The sequence below is a fragment of the Shewanella sp. A32 genome (assembly GCF_029167175.1).
Classification (GTDB): domain Bacteria; phylum Pseudomonadota; class Gammaproteobacteria; order Enterobacterales; family Shewanellaceae; genus Shewanella; species Shewanella yunxiaonensis.
Window position 1 is genome coordinate 36171 of the sequence record NZ_JARFTS010000008.1, and the last position, 21504, is coordinate 57674.

Annotated in this window: 14 protein-coding genes; 11 read left to right on the forward strand and 3 right to left on the reverse strand. The window is 47.2% G+C overall.

Annotated elements, in window-relative coordinates:
* Positions 1 to 116 precede the first annotated feature (116 nt).
* The 8 genes from dnaX to PY479_RS08240 all read left to right on the forward strand — a co-directional run bounded on the left by dnaX (position 117) and on the right by PY479_RS08240 (position 10020).
* Positions 117 to 2594, forward strand: coding sequence for a DNA polymerase III subunit gamma/tau (gene dnaX / locus PY479_RS08205; protein WP_275483458.1), 2478 nt, complete (start codon positions 117 to 119; stop codon positions 2592 to 2594).
* 103 nt (positions 2595 to 2697) lie between these two features.
* The gene (locus PY479_RS08210; RefSeq protein WP_212596038.1) at positions 2698 to 3027 is read left to right on the forward strand and encodes a YbaB/EbfC family nucleoid-associated protein; all 330 of its coding nucleotides are present in this window, start codon (positions 2698 to 2700) and stop codon (positions 3025 to 3027) included.
* Positions 3028 to 3047: 20 nt separating this feature from the next.
* Complete coding sequence (recR, locus tag PY479_RS08215) at positions 3048 to 3647, forward strand: recombination mediator RecR (protein WP_275483459.1); 600 nt, start codon at positions 3048 to 3050, stop codon at positions 3645 to 3647.
* Between the two features lie 172 nt (positions 3648 to 3819).
* Positions 3820 to 5733 carry a molecular chaperone HtpG gene (gene htpG, locus PY479_RS08220; protein ID WP_212596040.1) on the forward strand — a complete coding sequence of 638 codons (1914 nt, stop codon included), beginning with the start codon at positions 3820 to 3822 and terminating at the stop codon, positions 5731 to 5733.
* Positions 5734 to 5837: 104 nt separating this feature from the next.
* Complete coding sequence (locus PY479_RS08225) at positions 5838 to 6683, forward strand: tetratricopeptide repeat protein (protein ID WP_275483460.1); 846 nt, start codon at positions 5838 to 5840, stop codon at positions 6681 to 6683.
* A gap of 174 nt (positions 6684 to 6857) precedes the next feature.
* Positions 6858 to 7502, forward strand: a complete 645-nt coding sequence (gene adk / locus PY479_RS08230) for an adenylate kinase (RefSeq protein WP_275483461.1) — start codon at positions 6858 to 6860, stop codon at positions 7500 to 7502.
* Positions 7503 to 7613: 111 nt separating this feature from the next.
* Positions 7614 to 8609: a ferrochelatase gene (hemH, locus tag PY479_RS08235; RefSeq protein WP_275483462.1), complete on the forward strand. Its 996-nt coding sequence runs from the start codon at positions 7614 to 7616 to the stop codon at positions 8607 to 8609.
* A gap of 106 nt (positions 8610 to 8715) precedes the next feature.
* On the forward strand, positions 8716 to 10020 hold the full coding sequence (locus PY479_RS08240; RefSeq protein ID WP_212596044.1) for an inosine/guanosine kinase: 1305 nt from the start codon (positions 8716 to 8718) through the stop codon (positions 10018 to 10020).
* A gap of 51 nt (positions 10021 to 10071) precedes the next feature.
* On the opposite strand, the gene PY479_RS08245 is transcribed toward PY479_RS08240, so the two are convergent.
* Positions 10072 to 11376, reverse strand: a complete 1305-nt coding sequence (locus PY479_RS08245) for a dicarboxylate/amino acid:cation symporter (RefSeq protein ID WP_212596045.1) — start codon at positions 11374 to 11376, stop codon at positions 10072 to 10074.
* Positions 11377 to 11586: 210 nt separating this feature from the next.
* Here PY479_RS08245 and PY479_RS08250 point away from each other — a divergent pair, with 210 nt between their 5' ends.
* The gene (locus PY479_RS08250; protein ID WP_275483463.1) at positions 11587 to 15078 is read left to right on the forward strand and encodes an invasin domain 3-containing protein; all 3492 of its coding nucleotides are present in this window, start codon (positions 11587 to 11589) and stop codon (positions 15076 to 15078) included.
* Positions 15079 to 15139: 61 nt separating this feature from the next.
* Here PY479_RS08250 and astB read toward each other — a convergent pair whose 3' ends face one another.
* On the reverse strand, positions 15140 to 16474 hold the full coding sequence (astB, locus tag PY479_RS08255; protein ID WP_275483464.1) for an N-succinylarginine dihydrolase: 1335 nt from the start codon (positions 16472 to 16474) through the stop codon (positions 15140 to 15142).
* A gap of 323 nt (positions 16475 to 16797) precedes the next feature.
* Here astB and topA point away from each other — a divergent pair, with 323 nt between their 5' ends.
* The gene (topA, locus tag PY479_RS08260; RefSeq protein WP_275483465.1) at positions 16798 to 19428 is read left to right on the forward strand and encodes a type I DNA topoisomerase; all 2631 of its coding nucleotides are present in this window, start codon (positions 16798 to 16800) and stop codon (positions 19426 to 19428) included.
* A 55-nt stretch (positions 19429 to 19483) separates the two neighbouring features.
* On the opposite strand, the gene PY479_RS08265 is transcribed toward topA, so the two are convergent.
* Positions 19484 to 20260, reverse strand: coding sequence for a hypothetical protein (locus PY479_RS08265; RefSeq protein ID WP_275483466.1), 777 nt, complete (start codon positions 20258 to 20260; stop codon positions 19484 to 19486).
* Between the two features lie 228 nt (positions 20261 to 20488).
* On the opposite strand from PY479_RS08265, the gene cysB reads away from it, so the two are divergent.
* Entirely contained in the window at positions 20489 to 21463 is a 975-nt protein-coding gene (gene cysB / locus PY479_RS08270; RefSeq protein WP_212596049.1) for an HTH-type transcriptional regulator CysB, read from the forward strand.
* The last annotated feature ends 41 nt before the right edge of the window (positions 21464 to 21504 follow it).

Sequence of the window (21504 nt, forward strand, 5' to 3'; positions counted from 1 at the left end):
TTTCCCTTTATCTCCGGATCGTCCTGGGTGGCATGTCAGACACGCTCATGTTATTGTTTTGGCGATCCGAGGAGCTTGCTCCCGTAATATGAAATCAATCTATTCTGGGGAGTTTCATGTCCTATCAGGTGTTAGCCCGTAAGTGGCGACCTGCCAGTTTTGCACAAGTCGTAGGGCAGTCACATGTCCTGCACGCCCTTGTTAACGCGCTGAATCAGCAACGACTGCATCATGCCTATCTTTTTACTGGTACCCGCGGTGTGGGTAAAACCAGTCTGGCACGTTTATTTGCAAAAGGGCTTAACTGTGAGCAAGGCATCACTGCAACTCCTTGTGGTAAATGTAGTGCGTGTCAGGAAATCGCTCAGGGACGTTTTGTTGACCTGATTGAGGTGGATGCGGCTTCACGAACAAAAGTCGATGATACCCGGGAATTATTGGATAACGTTCAGTATCGTCCCACTCGTGGTCGTTTCAAGGTGTACCTCATTGACGAAGTACATATGCTGTCGCGCAGCAGTTTTAATGCATTGCTGAAAACGCTTGAAGAGCCGCCAGAGCACGTTAAGTTTTTGCTGGCAACCACAGATCCTCAGAAACTTCCCGTCACCGTGTTGTCACGCTGTCTGCAATTCAATTTGAAGAGCCTGACCCTGGACGAAATCGCCAAGCAGCTGCAGCATATTGTGACAGCTGAAGCTTTGCCGTTTGAGGCGCAAGCGCTGACATTGTTGGCCAAGGCCGCTAACGGCAGTATGCGTGACGCACTCAGTCTGACCGACCAGGCAATAGCCTTTGGTGCCGGACAAATAAAACTGCAGCAAGTGCAGACTATGTTGGGGGCCATTGACGAACGTCAGGTCGTCTCATTATTGCAAGCATTGATAAACGCGGATATCGCCCCCTTGATGCAGGAAGCTGAACGTATTTTGGCGTTTGGTGCTGATGCCAATGAAGTGCTACGCAGTCTGCTGGAACTGTTGCATCAGATCACCCTCACACAATTTGCGCCAGCGGCGGCACAGCTGTCGCTATATGCAACACAGATCCAGGAGTTTGCTCAGCAACTGTCAGCAGAGCAGGTTCAACTTTACTATCAATTATTGCTGCAAGGACGTAAAGACTTGCCATTTGCTCCAGATCCTAAATCGGGTTTGGAGATGGCATTATTACGAGCGGTTGCATTCGTGCCAGAAACTTCGCCTAAACGGTGGGGTGAAGTAGGTACTAAAACCACTGTCACTATGACGACGCCCGCTGCAGTGACATCGATACCAGTTTCACAACCGGTTCGGCAATTGGAGCCGGTCCTATCGTCCATTCCAAACAATGAACTCGCTAAAACCTCAGCATTAGCAGCAGCGGCATCTTCTGTTTCGGCTATCAATGATCCTGCAGCAGTCGCGGAAGTTATAGACGATGATGACGAGAACGACGGTGCTTTTGCCGCTGAACAATCGCTGATTTTATCCCAGGCAGAAAGCATGGGACATCGCTATCAGGCAGAGCCATCGGTGGCAGATATCATGTCAGGTAGTGCTGTTGACTTGTCAGACGATGAGCCGCCGTTTAAGGATGAATTGACCACGGATATGTTTGCGACAGAAATGTCTGTAGATGTCGAAGCGTCATCAACCGACGATAACGAATCGGCATTATCCGCAGCTGTTAGTGAACCGCTGTTTGGCGACGATGTGCTGGATCAGGTATTGGCGACGCGCGATTTGTTATTACAAGACATTGATGCGCTGGCGAACGATGAAGCGCCAGTCGTTATCTCGGAACATCACCAAAATAATCCCTCAAAAAAAAACGCTGAAAGTTCTTTAAAGGAAATTGCTTCCGCTGATGACATGGCGGCTAGCAATGATAGTTTATCCGTAGAAGCCTCATCGCGTGCTGTTGATGAGGCGGGTGAAGATGATAATGGTGATGTTTATAGTGATTGGCTAGCACAGTCCACTGAGATTGAGTCGGACCAAACTCTGGGGCCGTCAGCACTATTAACCGATGAGGCTATCGAAAATGCTGCCCCTCTAGACGCGACCATGTCAGCGGCGACGATATCGAGTAGCGATGCAACTGTTAACTCCAATATCGACGTGACTGCAGCAGATAAGCCGGTAGCGGTGACTGCAATGGCGGCACCTTCAGGAAATCCAGCCGATTTAGCTTGGTATAAGTTAGTGTCGGCGATGCCTATTCGTGGACGAGTCAGGCAATTGGCGGCAAATTCCGTGTGTCTGTCTCTCACTGAAAAATGTACGTTGGTACTTAAGCCGGATCAGAAGCATTTAGCGGCAGTAGCGGCTATCTCGCAGTTACAGGAGGCGCTAGCTGAAGCATTACAGCGCCCATTAACAGTAGAGTTTAGTGTCGGTTCTGACTCCACAAGAGAAACCCCGCAAGAGATCCGCCAGCGTTTCAAAAATGAATTGTTAGCCGATGCTGAACAGAAACTGATGGCTGACGCAAATGTGCGTTGGTTAAAACAACATATGGGAGCAGACCTTGTGCCTGACTCCCTCAGCTATAACCCAGAACAATTGGCGCATAAAACCGCCTTAATTCCTGATGGACAGCTGCCGCAGTGATGCAACTCGGTTTGTGCCAAGCTATGGATTGCCAAGCACGAATATTTGGGTAAGATCAGCGGACTTTAACCTGTCACTCACTGTTAATTGAAGAGATAACGTTATGTTTGGAAAAGGTGGAATGGGCAATCTGATGAAGCAGGCCCAGATGATGCAAGAACGTATGGCAAAAGTGCAGGAAGAGATTGCCCGCATGGAAGTTACTGGTGAGTCAGGCGCCGGACTGGTAAAAGTGACAATGACCGGTAATCACAGCGTACGCAAGGTCGAAATCGACCCCAGTCTGCTGGAAGATGATAAAGAGATGTTGGAAGATCTTATCGCTGCCGCTTGTAACGATGCTGCTCGTCGCGTTGAAGAAAATCAGAAAGAGAAAATGGCTCAGGTCACTGGCGGTATGCAATTACCTCCAGGCATGAAACTGCCATTCTGATCAGAAATGTGGATTAGACGATGAAATTCAGTCCATTGGTGGATGAGCTTATCCAGTCATTGCGCTGCCTACCGGGCGTTGGCCCCAAGTCGGCACAGCGGATGGCATTTCAGTTGTTGGATCGGGATCGTAAATCCGGTCTGCAATTGGCAGATGCGCTGGATAAAGCGATGAAAGAGGTTGGCCATTGCCAGTCATGTCGCACCTTCACTGAAGAGTCATTGTGTCCGATTTGTGGTAGTGCCAGACGTGGGCATGCTGACACTATTTGTGTGGTAGAAACGCCTGCCGACGTTTTGGCAATTGAAGCCGGTGGCCATTACAGTGGTCGTTACTTTGTTCTGCTGGGACACCTGTCACCATTAGACGGTATTGGCCCTGATGAATTAGGCCTGGCGTTACTGGAACAACACCTCTCCAGCGGCCAAATCAATGAACTGATCCTAGCAACCAATCCCACCGTTGAAGGAGATGCTACCGCACATTTCATCGCCGACATCGCTCACCGCTACCAGGTCAAAGTCAGTCGTATCGCTCACGGTGTGCCGGTGGGTGGTGAATTAGAATATGTTGATAGCACGACATTGGCGTTGTCATTTAACGGTCGTCTGCCGCTGTAATTTTGTTTATCCAAGTTTGCCAATGTAGCCCTGCACCCGCGGGGCTATATTTTTTTCAGTGCTCGCTTTTTATTACTGAGCCCTTGAAAAAATATTCATGGCCCCCACTTTAACTAACAGTCCAATTTGGTGTGTTTTAACCATTAGTTAGCGATAAACGAAGGAACTATTCATGTCACAACAAGAAACTCTTGGTTTTCAAGCTGAAGTGAAGCAGCTTTTGCATTTGATGATCCACTCTTTGTACTCCAACAAAGAGATTTTCTTGCGTGAACTGGTGTCAAATGCCGCCGATGCCGCTGATAAGCTGCGTTATCTGGCTCTGACAAATGATTCACTGTACGAAGGCGATGGCGAATTGCGAGTACGCATCACCACCGATAAAGACAAAGGCACAGTGACTATTGATGATAACGGTATTGGTATGACCCGTGAGGGTGTGATTGAACACCTCGGTACCATTGCCAAATCAGGCACTGCGGAATTTTTCAAAAATCTGTCTGGTGATGCGGCCAAAGATTCACAGCTCATCGGCCAGTTTGGTGTTGGCTTTTATTCTGCCTTTATCGTGGCAGATAAAGTGACTGTACGCACCCGTGCCGCAGGTGCTAAGCCGGAAGAGGCTGTGCTGTGGGAATCTAATGGCGAAGGTAGCTTTACCGTTGACAACATCGTTAAAGAAAACCGTGGCACTGAAATTACCCTCTATCTGCGTGAAGACGAGAAAGAATTTGCCGATGATTGGCGCCTGAAATCGATCATTACTAAGTATTCAGACCATATCTCCATTCCGGTAGAAATGTGGCAGGAAGGTACCCCAGAAAAAGAGGGGCCTGATGGTGAAAAAATTCCAGCGACTGAAGGTCACTGGCAGGTAATGAACAAAGCGACCGCATTGTGGAACCGTAACAAGGCGGATATCTCTGATGAAGAGTATCAAGAGTTCTACAAGCATATTTCTCATGATTTTAGCGATCCGCTGCTGTGGAGTCACAACCGGGTAGAAGGTAAACAGGAATACACCAGTCTGCTGTATATCCCATCCAAAGCGCCTTGGGATCTGTGGAATCGCGATTACAAACATGGTCTGAAGTTGTTCGTACAGCGCGTATTCATCATGGATGATGCAGAGCAGTTCATGCCATCTTACCTGCGTTTTGTGAAGGGCTTGATTGATTCCAATGATTTGCCACTGAACGTTTCTCGCGAAATATTGCAGGATAATAAAGTGACTCAGGCGCTGCGTAGTGCCTTAACCAAACGTGTACTGAGCATGCTGGAAAAATTGGCACAGGATGATGCCGAAAAATACCAGCAATTCTGGACCGAGTTTGGTCAGGTATTAAAAGAAGGTCCGGCAGAGGACTGGAGCAATAAAGAACGTATTGCCGGTCTGTTGCGCTTTGCTTCAACTCACAATGACAATGCGACTCAGAATGTATCACTGGATGCCTACATCGAACGCATGAAAGAAGGGCAAAAGAACATCTACTACATAGTTGCTGACAGCTATGAAGCAGCTGCTCACAGCCCGCATCTGGAACAGTTACGTAAGAAAGATGTGGAAGTATTGCTATTATCTGATCGTATTGATGAATGGTTAATTAGCCATCTCAACGAATACAAAGATAAGCAATTGCATTCTGTGACTCGCGGCGATCTGGACTTAGGCGATTTGGAAGATGCCGAAGAGAAAGCCGAAAAGGAAAAACTGGTCACCGAATCAGAAGGACTGGTGAAGCGGATCAAGGATGCGTTGGGGGATAAGGTCAGTGACGTGCGGATCACCACTCGTCTGACGGATACTCCCGCCTGCGTCGTTGTCGGCGAAGGTGAAATGTCGACTCAAATGATTAAGTTGATGCAGGCCGCAGGTCAACCGGTTCCAGAAGTGAAGCCGATCTTTGAGATTAATCCGGCACATCCATTGGTAAAACGCCTGGATGATGAGCAGGACGAAAGTCGTTTTGCAGACTGGAGTAATTTATTATTGCAACAGTCGCTGCTGTCAGAAAAAGGTAGCTTGTCAGATCCGTCCTCCTTTGTTGGATTGGTCAACAAAATGTTGCTAGATGGCCTGAAGTAGGCCGATAGAAAGGGGCCATTTGCGGCCCCTTCTTATTAATCCTGACGTGTAAAACGTAATTATTTAATGAATCATTACCTGCGGACCTGTTCCCGGGAATAACGATGGAAACCACTATGGAACTTACTCGCGACAATATTCAACAAGTGGTGGAGCTTTCCAAGCAGCAACTGGTGGCGCTGGTCTTCTGGGCCGAGCAGATGCCGGAAAGTAAAGCGTTGCTGCAGACCATGGAGCAGCTCTGTGCGACTTTCCCGGGGCAACTGCAGTTGGCCTCTGTTAACTGTGAAACGCAGTTGGAGTTAGCTTCTTATTTCCAAATTCGTAGCTTGCCAACCACTTTGCTGCTAAGCCAAGGACAACCCGTAGATGGCTTTGCTGGCGTGCAGAGTCGGGAACAGATCCTCGCTATTTTGCAAAAACATCTGCCTGCAGCCTGGGAATTGAAATTGAATGAGGCTAAGGCTCAGTTGCAAAAGGGGGATGCGAATGCAGCCTTGGCATTACTGAAAGACGCTTATGCAGAAGAGGACTCGGCTCTTGTGGCTTTGCCTTATGCTGAAGCATGCCTGCTGACTGGTGATTTGGCGACTGCTAAAACCCTGTTGGCGACCATTAAATTGGCGGATCAGGATGGTTATTATAACTCTTTAGTTTCACAGCTCGATCTTGCAGAAAAGGCGGCTGATACACCTGAAATTCGTGCGTTACAACAACAGTTAGATGCGCAGCCAGAGGATGTTGAGACATTGCAAAAGCTCGCAACAGCACTGCATCAGGCCCACCGCGATGAAGAAGCATTGGAATTGCTATTTACACCTTTGTCGCGCGATTTAACGTTGGGGAACGGTGCCGTTAAACAACAACTGCTCACCTTATTATCAGCCTTGGGGCAGGGTAATGCCCTCGCCAGTCAATATCGACGCAAGTTATACAGCTTATTGTACTAATCGATAATTACGGCAAATTCCTCCAATAACTCAATAAATTATTGATTGAATTTGCCAACTTTTTCTTACATTCCTACGGCGAAGGTCGAAACCAAAAACCTTCTCAACCGTGTGCATTTATGCGAAGATTCCCGCCCTGACAAGAATTACAGATGCGAACAGAGGAATCTTAATATGCGCATTATCCTATTGGGCGCCCCTGGTGCCGGTAAAGGTACCCAGGCTCAGTTCATCATGGAAAAATATGGTATTCCACAGATCTCTACCGGCGACATGTTGCGTGCTGCTGTTAAAGCTGGTACCCCGTTGGGACTGGAAGCCAAGAAGGTGATGGATGCTGGACAACTGGTATCTGACGATCTGATCATTGAACTGGTGAAAGAACGTATTGCTCAGGATGACTGTGCTAAAGGCTTTTTGCTGGATGGTTTCCCTCGTACCATTCCTCAGGCAGATGCGATGGTAAGTAACGGTATCAAAATCGATCATGTGATTGAAATTGATGTGCCAGATGAAGAGATTGTAAAACGTATGAGCGGCCGTCGCGTACATCCAGGTTCTGGTCGTGTTTACCATGTAGTCTTCAATCCACCTAAGGAAGCCGGCAAAGACGATGTGACTGGCGAAGAGCTGATGATCCGTCCGGATGATGAAGAAGCCACCGTACGCAAACGTTTAGCAATCTATCATGAGCAGACTGAACCATTAGTGAGTTATTACAGTGCTATGGCCGCGAAAGGCGAAACCAAGTACAGTAAATTCGACGGAACTCAGAGCGTAGCCGCCGTCAGTGCTGCACTTGAAAAGGCTCTCGCATAAGCTATCGGTAAACCCGATTCTCATAATTGGAAAAAGTCCGCCATTGCGGACTTTTTTTATGTTTTCAGCGGTGTTACCTTGACGCCATGTTATTTCAATCGGAAATCTGCCGTGTCACACAGTCATCCGCCTTTTGGAGTTTTGCTGGTTAACTTAGGGACGCCTACCGCACCTACCAAAGAAGCCGTCCGCGCCTTTCTAAAACAGTTTCTGAGCGATCCGCGAGTTGTCGATCTGCCCGCCTGGAAATGGCAACCTATTCTGCAGGGCATTATTTTGAATATTCGCCCGGCAAAAGTAGCTAAACTCTATCAGTCTATCTGGTGGCAAGAGGGATCTCCTTTGATGGTGATCAGTAAACGTCAACAGCTAGCATTAACCAACCAGTTGGCTTCCCGACTCGGGGTGTCTGTTCCGGTTGCTTTGGGCATGAGTTACGGCAGTCCTGCGCTTGCTGATGGTCTGGACGAGCTACAACGTGCCGGCGTCGATAAAGTATTGGTGCTGCCGTTATACCCTCAATATTCTTGCTCTACCGTTGCCAGCGTTTTTGACGGAGTGGCAGCCGCATTGAAACCTCGTCGAAATATTCCAGAACTGCGCTTCGTAAAAGATTATCACGATCGCAATGGATACATTGCCGCATTGGTAGATAGTATCCGCAATCACTGGCAACAGTATGGTAAGGCTGACAAACTGCTGTTTTCATTTCACGGGGTACCAGAGCGATACATTAATGAAGGCGATCCCTATAAAAGTCAGTGTCTGCAGACTGCCGCGCTGGTGGCCAAGCACTTGGCACTGTCAGCAGTCGAGTGGCAAGTATGTTTCCAGTCTCGATTTGGTAAGGAGCCTTGGCTGACACCCTATACGGACGAATTGCTTGCTAGCTTACCGGCTAATGGCGTTAAATCCGTGGATATTATCAGCCCGGCATTTGCGGCTGATTGTTTGGAGACGCTGGAAGAAATAGCGCAAGGTGGCAAAGAGACCTTTCTGCATGCCGGTGGTGAACAATATCGTTTTGTCTCCTGTCTTAACGACAGTGAGCAACATATGGCATTCCTAGCGGATTTAGTGGTTTCTCACACAGAAAATTGGCGATAACAGCGCTGGAGAGTCTCCAGTGATGTGGTAAAATTCAACGCAATTCAGCTGCCGCTAATACGCGGCAGTTTTATTTTGTTCTTCTCGCTGAAAACAGAGAGTTACCATGAAGTTTCCAGGACAACGAAAATCCAAACACTACTTCCCGGTTAAAAATCGCGATCCACTATTGGCCCAATTGACGACTCAACCATTGCCGGTTAACACCTGGATTTGTGGGATCGATCAGACGCTGGTGGATATTGAAGCGCAGATAGACGATCAGTTGCTGGCGGACTATGGTTTGCCCAAAGGAAACTCTACGTTAATTGATGATATTGCGGCGCAGCGTTTGTATCAGCAATTACAGCAACAACAGTTGATTACTGGAGAATTTGCTGGCGGGACTATCGGTAACACAGTACACAACTACTCTGTGTTGGCAGATGATCGCTCAGTGTTATTTGGCGTGATGAGCAAACAGATTGAAGTCGGAAGTTATGCCTATCGTTATCTGTGCCACACCTCGTCAAAAGTCGATTTAGATTATTTGCAGCCAGTTAATGGCCCTATTGGGCGCTGCTTTACACTGATATCTGCTGAAGGCGAAAGGACATTTGCCATCAGTAAAGGGGCTATGGATAAGCTCACGCCAGAACACATCAGTAAGCCATTAATACAGGGCGGAGCTGCACTGGTGTTAACAGCGTATCTGATGCGTGCAAATAAAGAAGACGGTATCGGCGAGGCAGCAATGCAGGCAATTGCATATGCTAAGGCTGCAGATGTCCCAGTAGTCCTGACGCTTGGCACCCGCTTTTTGATAGAGGAAGATCCGCAGTTCTGGCAAGATTTTATCCGTGAACATATAACGGTACTGGCGATGAACGAGGACGAAGGTGCTGCGTTGACCGGCTTTGACGATCCGCTGTTGGCTTCGGAAAAAGCACTGGAGTGGTGTGATATGGTGTTGACTACTGCTGGTGCTACTGGATTATATACAGCGGGCTATGCAGACGAAGCTGAAAAACGCGAAACAGCTCATTTGTTGCTCCCAGGCAGTATTCCCGAATTTAACCGGTATGAATTTTCCCGTCCCAAACGTAAACGTGATTGCGATAATCCGATTAAGGTTTTCGCTCATATTTCGCCTTACATGGGCGGACCGGATAAGATCCTCAACACTAATGGTGCCGGAGATGGCGCACTTGCCGCGCTGTTGCATGATTTGGCAGCGAATTATTATCACAAAGCGCGGGTTCCTGGATCTATCAAACATAAGCGTGGCGGACTGTGTTACTCCTCTTTTTCGCAGATATGCAAATATGCTAATCGTGTGGCTTATGAAGTCCTTGCGCAGAATAGTCCTCGCTTATCCAGAGGATTACCGGAAAGGGAAGATAGTCTGGAAGAAGCTTACTGGGAACGGTAACTTGTGATAATGAAAAAAGGCGCCTTAGGCGCCTTTTTTCAACCTAGCTGACTACTCAGCTTCGGTTTTGGGGACGAAATTACGCAGCTTTCCTGCTTCAGGATCATGATATATCTCTGAATCAAAAGCTTTTTCACTCTTAGCAACAATCAATGTGGCGACACTGTCACCGGTAATGTTTACTGCGGTGCGCACCATATCCAATAGACGGTCTACCCCCAGAATTAGTGCAATACCTTCAACTGGAAGTCCAACCTGTTTTAACACCATTGCCAGCATTACCAGACCAACACCCGGCACCCCAGCGGTTCCGATCGATGCTAACGTTGCGGTAACGACAACTGAAAAATAGTCTTGGATAGAAAGATGGATACCATAGACTTGCGCGATAAATACAGTCGCAACCCCTTGCATGATGGCGGTGCCATCCATATTGACTGTGGCACCGAGTGGCAGCGTAAAAGATGCTACGCGGTTATCGACGCCTAGTCGGTGTTCTGCCGTTTCCATATTGACGGGTAGGGTGGCATTTGAACTGGCTGTACTGAAGGCAAACAGCTGGGCATCACGCATCTTGCGGATAAAAATCAGTGGATTTAGGCCTGTGAACAGTTTCAGTAGCATTGGATACACTACAAATCCGTGGAACAGCAATACACCGATAACGACGCCAAAGTACTTAACGACATCGCCAAAGGTTTCAAGCCCCAGTGTTAGTGCCAACTTACCCATCAAAGCAAATACGCCCAAAGGCGCCAGATACATTACCAGCGTCACAACGCGCATGATAACTTCATTGAGATCTTCAAATACTGCCGCTACCCGACGGCCTTTGTCTCCTACATGTGACACGGCAAAGCCAAAAATCACTGCGAAGATAATGATCTGTAACATGTTGCCGTCAGTCATCGCTTTTATAGGGTTTGTGGGTACGATGCTGATAATCACCTGGGCTAAGCTTGGCGCTTCTTTGGCATCATAGGCCAAATTCGCCGTGGAAAGCGTATTGCTGCCTGGATGGATAATGACGGCGATAAAGATCGCCACAACTAAAGCAACCGCAGTAGTGAACAGATAAAATGCTAGGGTCTTACCGCCCAGACGACCTAATTTTGAAGGTTCGCTGAGCGAACTGGTACCACATACCAGTGAGATAAAGACCAAGGGTACAACCAGCATCTTCAGACAGTTAATAAAAATCGTTCCAATAACATTAAGTACACCATCTGTGATGTATTCCTTGACAAACTGACTGTCAGGAAACGCATTGCGCAGAATTAGACCTACGACAACACCGAGCACCATGGCAATTAAGATTTTGCCGGTTAGCCCTATCTTCCTCTTCATAAACGCCATAATTATTCCTGTAAATTTATAGATTTTATTCTTGGCGCCCTAAGCCTATCAAGAAAGCGCAATTCAGGGAATATTGGACCATAGATATTGAAAGTAAATACATGTCCATGAAATGATAAAAATGAAATCATTGTGTGAATATAATGTTTATTTTAAGCTGTAACGCATATAAAAATATTTAAGTTCAAATATATGACAAGGAGGCTGACAATGAAGTCAGCGGTTAAGTTTTTTTGGGCGTTATTTTTAGGTTTTATGGTAAGTGGCTGTGGCGGGGGCGGCAGTGCACTTTCCGATTCCACTGGTGGTAGTACTACCCCGCCAACCGGAACAACTTCAGTTACGTTAAGCATCTCAAGCAGCAATATAGCCGCAGACACACCAGCGACATTAACGGCTACTGTCAAAAATTCACTGACAGGAGCAATTGCTGGTGAATTGGTGACATTTACGCTAAATGATAGTGCGCTTGGGACATTTGTTCCGGCTATTGGTACCGCACTGACTGATGCTAACGGTGTTGCTACAGTGACCTTGGCCTCTGCTGATGTTGCTGGTGCCGGTACAGTTACGGCGTCGATTGCCTCTGGTGCCACCGCCACAGTAGGCTTCACTATGGCCGGTGATGGTGCTGGTGGTGGTGAAACCACTACCATTGCTTTGGCAATTTCAAATGCCAATATCTCGGCAGCGACACCTGCCACATTGAGTGTGACAGTCACCAACAGTGCTACGGGAGTGGTTGCCGGGCAATTAGTGACCTTTAAGCTGAGTGATAGTACGCTTGGGAGCTTTACTCCGGCGACTGGTACAGCACTGACAGATGCTAACGGTGTTGCGACAGTGACCTTGGCCACTGCTGATATTGCCGGCGCGGGTATTGTGACCGCATCAGTCGCCTCCGGAGCATCAGCTTCTGTCGGTTTCACTATGGCCGGTGATGGCGCTGGTGGTGGTGAAACCACTACCATTGCTTTGGCAATTTCAAATGCCAATATCTCGGCAGCGACACCTGCCACATTGAGTGCGACAGTCACCAACAGTGCTACGGGAGTGGTTGCCGGGCAATTAGTGACCTTTAAGTTAAATGATAGTGCGTTAGGAAGCTTTACTCCGTCGACCGGTACAGCGTTGACAAATGCTAACGGCGTTGCGACAGTGACCTTGACCACTGCTGATGTCGCCGGTGCGGGTATTGTGACCGCATCGGTCGCTTCCGGGGCCACCGCCACAGTAGGCTTCACTATGGCCGGTGATGGCGCTGGTGGTGGTGAAACCACTACCATTGCCTTGGCAATTTCAAACGCCAATATCTCGGCAGCGACACCTGCCACATTGAGTGCGACAGTCACCAACAGTGCTACGGGAGTGGTTGCCGGGCAATTAGTGACCTTTAAGTTAAGTAACAGCTCTCTTGGTGTGTTTGTCCCTGCTATCGGTACCGCACTGACTGATACTAACGGTGTAGCTACGGTGACATTGGCAACTTCAGATGTCGCAGGTGCGGGTACAGTTACAGCGTCGATCGCCTCCGGGGAGTCAGCTACAGTGGGCTTCACTATGGCTGGTGATGGAGGTGCTAGTGGTGGAAGCGCACAGGTTACTTTAGCGCTGACAGATGAGGCTGGAAATCCAATTGATACGATTAACTCGACAACGCCAGGTGTACTTACCGCAAAAGTTACCGGTATTTCACAGACTGTAATTGTCACTTTTTCCGTGTCAAAGGGAGATCTGCCGATCTCTACTGCGATAACCAATAGTGAAGGGGTCGCAAGTGTCCGGCTCTATGCAGGAAGTGAACTTGGTGCTGGGACGGCAACTGCATCGTTGGTAACCGGCGAGTCAGTTCAAAAGATATTTGCAATAGGCGCCACAAATGTTGTTATGGGAAGTGGGACTCCATTCGTGTCAGGCCAAGCTTTGGTGAGTGCATCAACGCTTTCTGCGGGAGGGACAGCTACAATTTCCGTCGAATTAAAAGATGGGAACGGTAATCCTTTTACTGAGCCAGTGGACGTTAATTTTGCATCTACATGTTCAAATAAATCAGTACCTGAGGCAGAAATTAGCTCACCAATTACAGCTATAAATGGGCAAGCAAGCAGCACTTATCTTGCTCAAGGATGTGTCGGGCCTGATGCGATAACTGTCACAGCTGACGTAGGCGGTCAAAGTCTTTCTGCCACTGGTACCATTACCGTGTTGTCTGCTGATGCTGGAAGTATTGTTTTTATAGACGCTTCTCCAGAACAAATTAGTATTAAAGGAACCGGAGGTGATGAGTCTTCAACATTAAGGTTTAAGGTTTTAGATACTAATGGAAATCCAGTCGCTAATAAGGATGTTGATTTCTCCTTAAATACAACAGTTGGAGGGCTAACATTAGACCCTTATCTAGCCACGACTAATAGTCAAGGGATTGCCCAAACGGTAGTTAATGCAGGAACTGTGGCAACGTCTGTTCGAGTTACTGCGAGTGTTAACGGCTCAAGTCCATTGATTTCTAGTCAGTCAAATGTACTCGTTGTTACTACAGGTAAGCCTGATCAGGATAGCTTCTCTTTATCCGCATCAACTTATAACGTTGAAGGTTGGAATTATGATGGTGTTCAGGTCACTGTAACTGCACGTTTAGCTGATGCGTTCAACAACCCTGTGCCCAATGGTACTGCTGTAGTCTTTACTGCCGAAGGTGGTTCTATTGAGGGGTCATGTCAGACGACTGATGGGGTTTGTTCTGTTCTATGGACAAGCCAGTTACCGCGTCCTGTTGGCGTTGATAACAATGGACCATTACTCGACGCTTCTGGGAATCAAATAGCTGATCCCCAATCTGCTGAGGTTGAGTTAACCAATTTCAAAGGAGATAAGTATCTAGGCAACTATTATGGTCAGCCTTTTGGTGGTCGAGTGACTATTACTGCAACGGCAATAGGGGAAGAGTCATTTCCTGATTTAAACAGTAATAACATCATGGACACTGATACTGAGTTCAGTCGTTTTGTTGGTGATGGAACGGATTGTGGTCGTGATAACAGTGGTGATTGTTATGATTTGCCAGAGGCCTTTGTCGATCACAACGAAGATGGTATTTACACTCCAGCATATGATAAAGGTGGCTCTACAGACACCTCGGGGGATCATGAAACCTATACCGATTTTGTTGATGCCAATAATCCAACTGGTCTGAATGAGTACAATTTTGCTGATGGTGAATACAATGGGGTATTGTGTGACGATAGTGCAGCATCTACCGTGCTGTGTAGCGCCTCTAAATCTGTAAATGTCCGTCGGTCGTTGGTATTGATAATGTCGGGAAGTGAGGCATATGCTACTCAGGAGTCCAATATTCTGATTGATGACGATGATGGGTTGGTGGCTGATGGTGTAGTAAATATTACTGAAGGTGGCTCTGCAAGGGTGTATTTCACTATCTCCGATGTTAATAATCAGCAGATGCCAGCAGGAACTGAAGTCGATATTTCTGCCAATGGGGCTACCATAACCAGTTCTAGTAAATATGTATGGCCAAACTCAAATTATAACGGCGGAAGAAGTTTTTCTGTGAGTTTGAAAGGTGGTGCTGCAGGAGCAGGAAATTTACTGGTAACCGTAACAACGCCTGGACCATCGGGAAATGGAAGCGATACCGTAACGGAAGTTGTTAATTTGCCAATAGTTGTTGTACAGGCTCCTTAATAACGTCTAGTTATAGAACTGCCCGGTAATTATCGGGCAGTTCTTTTTACAAATAGAACTATCACTGTTGAAAAAGATAAATACTGCCCAGTTTCATCAACTGAGTCAGCTCATCTAATGCCGTTCTGGATTCGATTAATAGTTGTGGATCAGCCAAATCGGTAACTTCCAGTCGATCACGGTAATGACGATCTACCCAGCGATTCAATTTTTCAAACAACTCATCAGTTAACAATACATGCTGATTGATTGCGGCTATCTCTGTGTCATTCATGGCAACCCGAAGCCGCAAACATGCCGGCCCTCCACCATTGTGCATGCTTTGCTTTACGTCAAAGAAATGGATTTGTTTGATAGGGGTATCCATCGTCAGTAACTGGTCCAAATAGGCTTTTACACGAGGGTTCTCTTCACAGTCTGTCGGTGCAATCAATGCCATTTCACCACTAGCGAGTGTGATGATTTGGGTATTAAAAAGGTAGGTTTTTACAGCGTCGGTGACACTTACCTGATGATTGGGCACTTCTACCAGATGTAAGGGCCCTTGCAACTTGCCGCGCAGTTCCGCCAACTTCTTCTTGCCATCCCAGAACGCCTGTTCGTGGTAAAACAGCATATTCTGGTTGCCGACAGCAATCACATCGTTGTGAAATACCCCTTGATCAATAACCGCAGGATTCTGCTGAATAAACACGGTACTGTCATTATCTAACTGGTGCAATCTGGCAATTGCCTCGGACGCTTCCAATGTTTGGCGAGCAGGATATTTCTGGGGTTTAGGTAAATGGGCATTGGTTGCAGACTGACCATAGACAAATATTTCAACACCAGCCTGATCATAAGCCTGACAAAGACGGGTATGGTTGGCGGCACCTTCATCGCCTAAGCTCGGGTGTGAAGGTAATGGCTGATGATGTACGAAGTAACGGTTATCATCGAAAATCGCTTTAAGAAGTTTGCCGGTTGTTGCGGGTTCTATTGCGCGATGGAATTTGTCCACGAGACTTGCCGGGGTGAAATGAATTTTACCGTCACAAGTATCAGCACTTGGAGACACGGTTGCGGCATTGGCCGTCCACATACTTGATGCACTGGCACATGCTTGGAGTAATGCCGGGGCCTGTTTAGCAGCTTTTTGCAAAACAGCAGCATCGGTACCAGAAAAGCCTAATCGCCTCAGCGTGTGCACATCTGGGCGCTCCTGCGGTGCTAAGATACCTTGTACCAGCCCCATATCCGCCAATGCCTTTGCTTTTTTTAAGCCTTGTTTCGCTGCGTCCCGGGGATTCGAGGCTTGTGCCGCGTGACTCTGCGATGCGACATTACCAAATGATAATCCAGCATAGTTATGAGTCGGGCCGACAAGCCCGTCGAAATTCGCTTCGAACTGTTTCATGGCGTTTCCTGTTGCTGTGATGCAGGGCGTGATCGTCAATATTTAATGCCAGTATACTGATGCCCCGTCAGCTAACAACCTATGAAAAAGTAACGAATAAAGGCTTTTTTGTCACAATTGCATAACTATTACTTGCCAGTAGCTTGAATATGAAATATTAGTTTTTAATAACGCAAAATTATTTATAAAAATAATTTTTCCTTTGCTTAAAAAGTGAGTTGCCGTCGCATTAAAAACAGCGTTCGACTTGCAAGTCGATAGACAACCCTCTATATATGGGGGCAATTTTTACCTTTCAGAGATCTTTTGGCGCTAATCACACTATGGGAAAATCGCTAGTTATTGTCGAATCGCCGGCTAAAGCCAAGACTATTAACAAATATCTTGGAAAAGAATACATCGTTAAGTCGAGCGTAGGTCATATCCGGGACCTGCCGACTTCCTCTTCTGCCGAGCCGAATGGCAAGACTAAGTCCGTTGCCGATGTCCGAAAAATGACGCCGGAAGAAAAGGTCGCATATAAGCAGGCAAAAGAGCATTCCGCATTGGTTTCCCGTATGGGGGTCGACCCTGAACACGGCTGGAAAGCAAATTATCAGATCTTGCCGGGCAAGGAAAAGGTCGTTAAAGAGCTGAAATCGCTGGCGGAAGACGCTGATAAAGTCTATCTCGCAACCGACTTGGACCGTGAAGGGGAGGCTATCGCCTGGCATTTGCAGCAAGTGATTGGTGGTGATAGCAGTCGTTATCGCCGTGTCGTGTTTAACGAGATTACCAAAAGCGCGATTCAAGATGCATTCAGTCATCCTGGTGAGCTGAATAACAACATGGTTAATGCTCAGCAGGCGCGGCGTTTCCTCGATCGTGTCGTCGGCTTTATGGTATCGCCGCTGCTGTGGAAAAAGGTGGCGCGAGGTTTGTCTGCTGGACGGGTGCAGTCTGTGGCTGTGCGTTTGGTGGTTGAACGTGAAGCAGAAATTAAAGCCTTCGTGCCCGAAGAATTTTGGGATGTGAATGCTGATGTCACTACTCTTGCAGCAGAGCCGCTGACGCTGGAAGTTGTAAAAAAGGCAAATCAGGAATTTTCACCACGCAATGAAGCCGAAGCTATGGCCGCGGTTAAGCTGCTGGAAAATGCCACTTACAAAGTTACTGGCAGAGAAGTTAAGGCGACTCAAAGTAAGGCAAGTGCGCCATTTATTACTTCAACGTTGCAGCAGGCTGCCAGTACCCGTTTAGGCTTCGGTGTGAAAAAGACCATGATGCTGGCACAGCGTCTCTATGAAGCCGGTTACATCACTTACATGCGTACAGACTCCACCAACCTTAGTCAGGAAGCGCTGGACAGCGTACGTAGCATGATTGCCAAAGAGTTCGGTGAGCAATACTTACCTGCCGCGCCCAATCATTATGGTAATAAAGAAGGTGCCCAGGAAGCCCATGAAGCGATTCGTCCGTCAGACGTGAAAGTTCACGCTGCGACGTTGTCTGATATGGAACGCGATGCTCAGCGCTTGTATGAGTTAATCTGGCGCCAGTTTGTTTCCTGCCAGATGACACCTGCTCAGTATGATGCTACGCGTTTAACCGTTACCGCTGGTGACTTTGAGCTAAGGGCGACTGGTCGCACACTGAAATTTGATGGTTGGACGCGTGTACAGCCAGCATTGAAGAAGAAGAACGAGGAAGAAGTCACACTCCCTTACGTTGCGGAGGGTGACATGTTGTCTCTGCAAACGCTGAATCCTAAGCAACACTTTACTAAGCCTCCAGCGCGATACAGTGAAGCCTCTTTGGTGAAAGAGCTCGAAAAACGTGGTATCGGCCGGCCTTCAACCTACGCAACAATTATCTCCACCATTCAGGACCGTGGCTACGTGCGCGTAGAGAATCGCCGTTTTTACGCTGAGAAAATGGGTGAAATCGTCAGTAAGCGCCTGCTGGAAAACTTCTCTGATCTGATGAGCTACGACTTTACCGCCGAGATGGAACAAACATTGGATAATGTGGCGCAAGGGCAGCTCGAATGGAAAAAGGTACTCGATAACTTCTATAAAGAATTCAGTCATACCCTAGAGAAAGCGGAATTACCGGCAGAAGAGGGCGGTATGCGCCCTAATCAGATGATACTGACTGATATCAAATGTCCTACCTGTGGTCGGCCAATGGGCATCCGTACTGGATCTACCGGCGTATTTTTAGGGTGTTCAGGATACGAGTTGCCGCCTAAAGAACGATGCAAAACCACGCTGAACCTTACACCTGGTGAAGAAGCTATTACCGATGGTGAAGATGCGGAAACTGATGCGTTACGAGCTAAGCACCGTTGTGGGTTGTGTGGCACAGCGATGGACAGTTATCTCTTGGATGAAACGCGTAAGCTGCACGTCTGTGGTAATAATCCAAGTTGTCCTGGTTATGAGGTCGAAACCGGTCACTTTAAGATTAAAGGTTATGAAGGTCCGGTGATTGAATGTGACCGTTGTGGTTCCAACATGGAGCTGAAAAACGGTCGTTTCGGTAAATATTTCGGCTGCGTTAACCCTGAGTGTAAAAATACTCGTAAGCTACTGAAGAATGGTGAAGTCGCACCGCCAAAAGAAGATCCTATCCATCTTCCGGAACTGAAATGCAGCAAATCTGATGCGTATTTTGTGCTACGCGATGGTGCTGCTGGGTTATTTCTGGCGGCCAGTACTTTCCCTAAATCACGTGAGACCCGTGCGCCGCTAGTGGCTGAATTAGTGAAATATCGTGAATTATTGTGGCCGAAATACCTATATCTCGCTGATGCCCCGGTAAAAGATGACGATGGGCATCCTACGTTGGTGAAATTTAGTCGTAAAACCAAAGAGCAGTACGTGGCTAGTGAAGTCAATGGTAAAGCGACTGGGTGGTCAGCACATTATGTGGATGGAAAGTGGCAGGTTCTCAACACTAAGAAGAAAGGTTAATTAACTTCTCTGCATGAAAGAGTAAAACGCCCTGCATTGCAGGGCGTTTGTGTATTTACCATTTTTTCTTGGGTTGAAACAGTAAATCGATGTCGTCTTCGTCTTTTGCTTTTGGCGCACTGGGCTGCGCTAAATTTAACGCACTGTTAATTTCTTCTAACAACAGCTTAGCTTCTTCCACTTTTTTGGTGATAAAGGGATCTGTCGGGGTTTGTGCTTTGATGGTATTTAAGGTTCCCAGCGCTTTGGTCACCATCTGTCTTGATGAGCCATATTGTTTCAGATAGCAAGCACTGCGCGCGCGCGACAGCATACTTTCCACGTTAATTCGTAATTGCAGGCTATTGATCCGGTTTTCTTCATTGGCAAAGACATTGGGATCCATTTTGCCTTTGTTGTGTTCATCGCGAATGATAGCTTTCAGCTTCTTTAGGGTTTGCACTAATACTAAGATTTGCCGGTCATTATCAGGCAACCGAAAGTTCTCAATAGAAGGTTGTTGCGATGGCACCTTCTGCATGCTTTCAATCATGCCATTGAGATCTAGCACCCGACGTTCATAATCTGCTTTCTGTGAGGTGTTGCAGAGCATCTTAGCTTGCTGCGCCGCTTCTTTGATGCGCTTGTATAACACCAGATTAGTATGACTGGTACAGGGAAACATGCCGGTATTGGCCAACACCTCTTCCGTTTCCTCAAGAATGGCACGCTGACGAGCCAATTCAGTTCGTCTTAACGCCTCTGCACGCTGCTTTTGTTGTTGCAGGGTATTAATCCCGATCACTAACAACAGCAGTGCACCAACCAGCACCAGTACCAGGGTAAATGCCATAGTTGTTCCGATAATTTTATAATTTTGGTAATGCTACATTAAATCAACAAACTAGCCTAGCTATCATAGACTAGCTTGATGAGTGAAATCGCAGATCTCCGGCAGGAAATTCATTATATTCCTATTTGATTTAGTTATTCCGTTGTACTATAACGTTTGATTATAGTCTGGCGATCTCCGCTTATCATTCTGTCACTGCGCGGTACAGAAATTCAAGGATTTATCAACATGAAGCTGCAGCAATTGCGCTATATTGCCGAAGTCGTTAACCATAACCTGAATGTCTCTGCTACCGCTGAAAATCTGTACACATCGCAACCGGGGATCAGTAAACAGGTACGGATGCTGGAAGATGAACTTGGTATCCAGATTTTTGGCCGCAGCGGCAAACATTTAACACATGTCACTCCTGCTGGTGAACAGGTGATCCGCATCGCCAATGATATTCTTGGCAAAGTAGAAAGTATTAAGAAAGTTGCCGAAGAATACACCAAGCCAGATCAGGGCGATTTAACGCTGGCGACGACAGATACACAGGCTCGCTATGCACTGCCGAAAATCATTCAGCAATTCATCGCCCGATATCCCAAAGTTAATTTACATATGCATCAAGGTAGTCCCGCACAGATCAGTGAGTCTGCCGCCCACGGTATCGCCGATTTTGCGATTGCAACCGAAGCCATGCATCTTTATACAGATCTGATTATGTTACCTTGCTACCACTGGAATCGTTCAGTGGTCGTGTTAAAAGATCACCCGTTGGCATCACGTAGTCATATCACCATTGAAGAATTGGCTCGTTTTCCTTTAGTGACTTATGTCTTTGGTTTCGATAAGGCGTCAGAGATTGAGAAGGGCTTTAAACGAGCCGGCATCGAGCCCAGAGTGGTGTTTAGTGCCACGAGTGCCGATGTGCTGAAAACCTACGTCAGACTTGGATTAGGGGTCGGCATTATCGCCTCAATGGCGGTAGATCCGATTATTGACAGTGATCTGGTCGCAATTGATGCCAGTCACTTGTTTGCTCACAGTACGACTAAGATCGGTTTCCGCAAAGGGAATTTTCTTAGAAGTTATATGTATGACTTTATAAGGCATTTTGCGCCACATTTGACACGCGATGTGGTTGAAAAAGCAGAAGCACTAAAAGATGCACAACTCATTGAAGAGATGTTCGCCGATGTTGATTTACCAGTGCGTTAACTCTTGGCTCTTATACAAAAGCCCGGAAATTCCGGGCTTTT

Bases quoted from the DNA above. Each gene is read 5' to 3' on its own strand.
- dnaX (WP_275483458.1), top strand. From the start codon at position 117: ATGTCCTATCAGGTGTTAGCCCGTAAGTGGCGACCTGCCAGTTTTGCA.
- PY479_RS08210 (WP_212596038.1), top strand. From the start codon at position 2,698: ATGTTTGGAAAAGGTGGAATGGGCAATCTGATGAAGCAGGCCCAGATG.
- recR (WP_275483459.1), top strand. From the start codon at position 3,048: ATGAAATTCAGTCCATTGGTGGATGAGCTTATCCAGTCATTGCGCTGC.
- htpG (WP_212596040.1), top strand. From the start codon at position 3,820: ATGTCACAACAAGAAACTCTTGGTTTTCAAGCTGAAGTGAAGCAGCTT.
- PY479_RS08225 (WP_275483460.1), top strand. From the start codon at position 5,838: ATGGAAACCACTATGGAACTTACTCGCGACAATATTCAACAAGTGGTG.
- adk (WP_275483461.1), top strand. From the start codon at position 6,858: ATGCGCATTATCCTATTGGGCGCCCCTGGTGCCGGTAAAGGTACCCAG.
- PY479_RS08240 (WP_212596044.1), top strand. From the start codon at position 8,716: ATGAAGTTTCCAGGACAACGAAAATCCAAACACTACTTCCCGGTTAAA.
- PY479_RS08245 (WP_212596045.1), bottom strand. From the start codon at position 11,376: ATGGCGTTTATGAAGAGGAAGATAGGGCTAACCGGCAAAATCTTAATT.
- PY479_RS08250 (WP_275483463.1), top strand. From the start codon at position 11,587: ATGAAGTCAGCGGTTAAGTTTTTTTGGGCGTTATTTTTAGGTTTTATG.
- astB (WP_275483464.1), bottom strand. From the start codon at position 16,474: ATGAAACAGTTCGAAGCGAATTTCGACGGGCTTGTCGGCCCGACTCAT.
- topA (WP_275483465.1), top strand. From the start codon at position 16,798: ATGGGAAAATCGCTAGTTATTGTCGAATCGCCGGCTAAAGCCAAGACT.
- PY479_RS08265 (WP_275483466.1), bottom strand. From the start codon at position 20,260: ATGGCATTTACCCTGGTACTGGTGCTGGTTGGTGCACTGCTGTTGTTA.
- cysB (WP_212596049.1), top strand. From the start codon at position 20,489: ATGAAGCTGCAGCAATTGCGCTATATTGCCGAAGTCGTTAACCATAAC.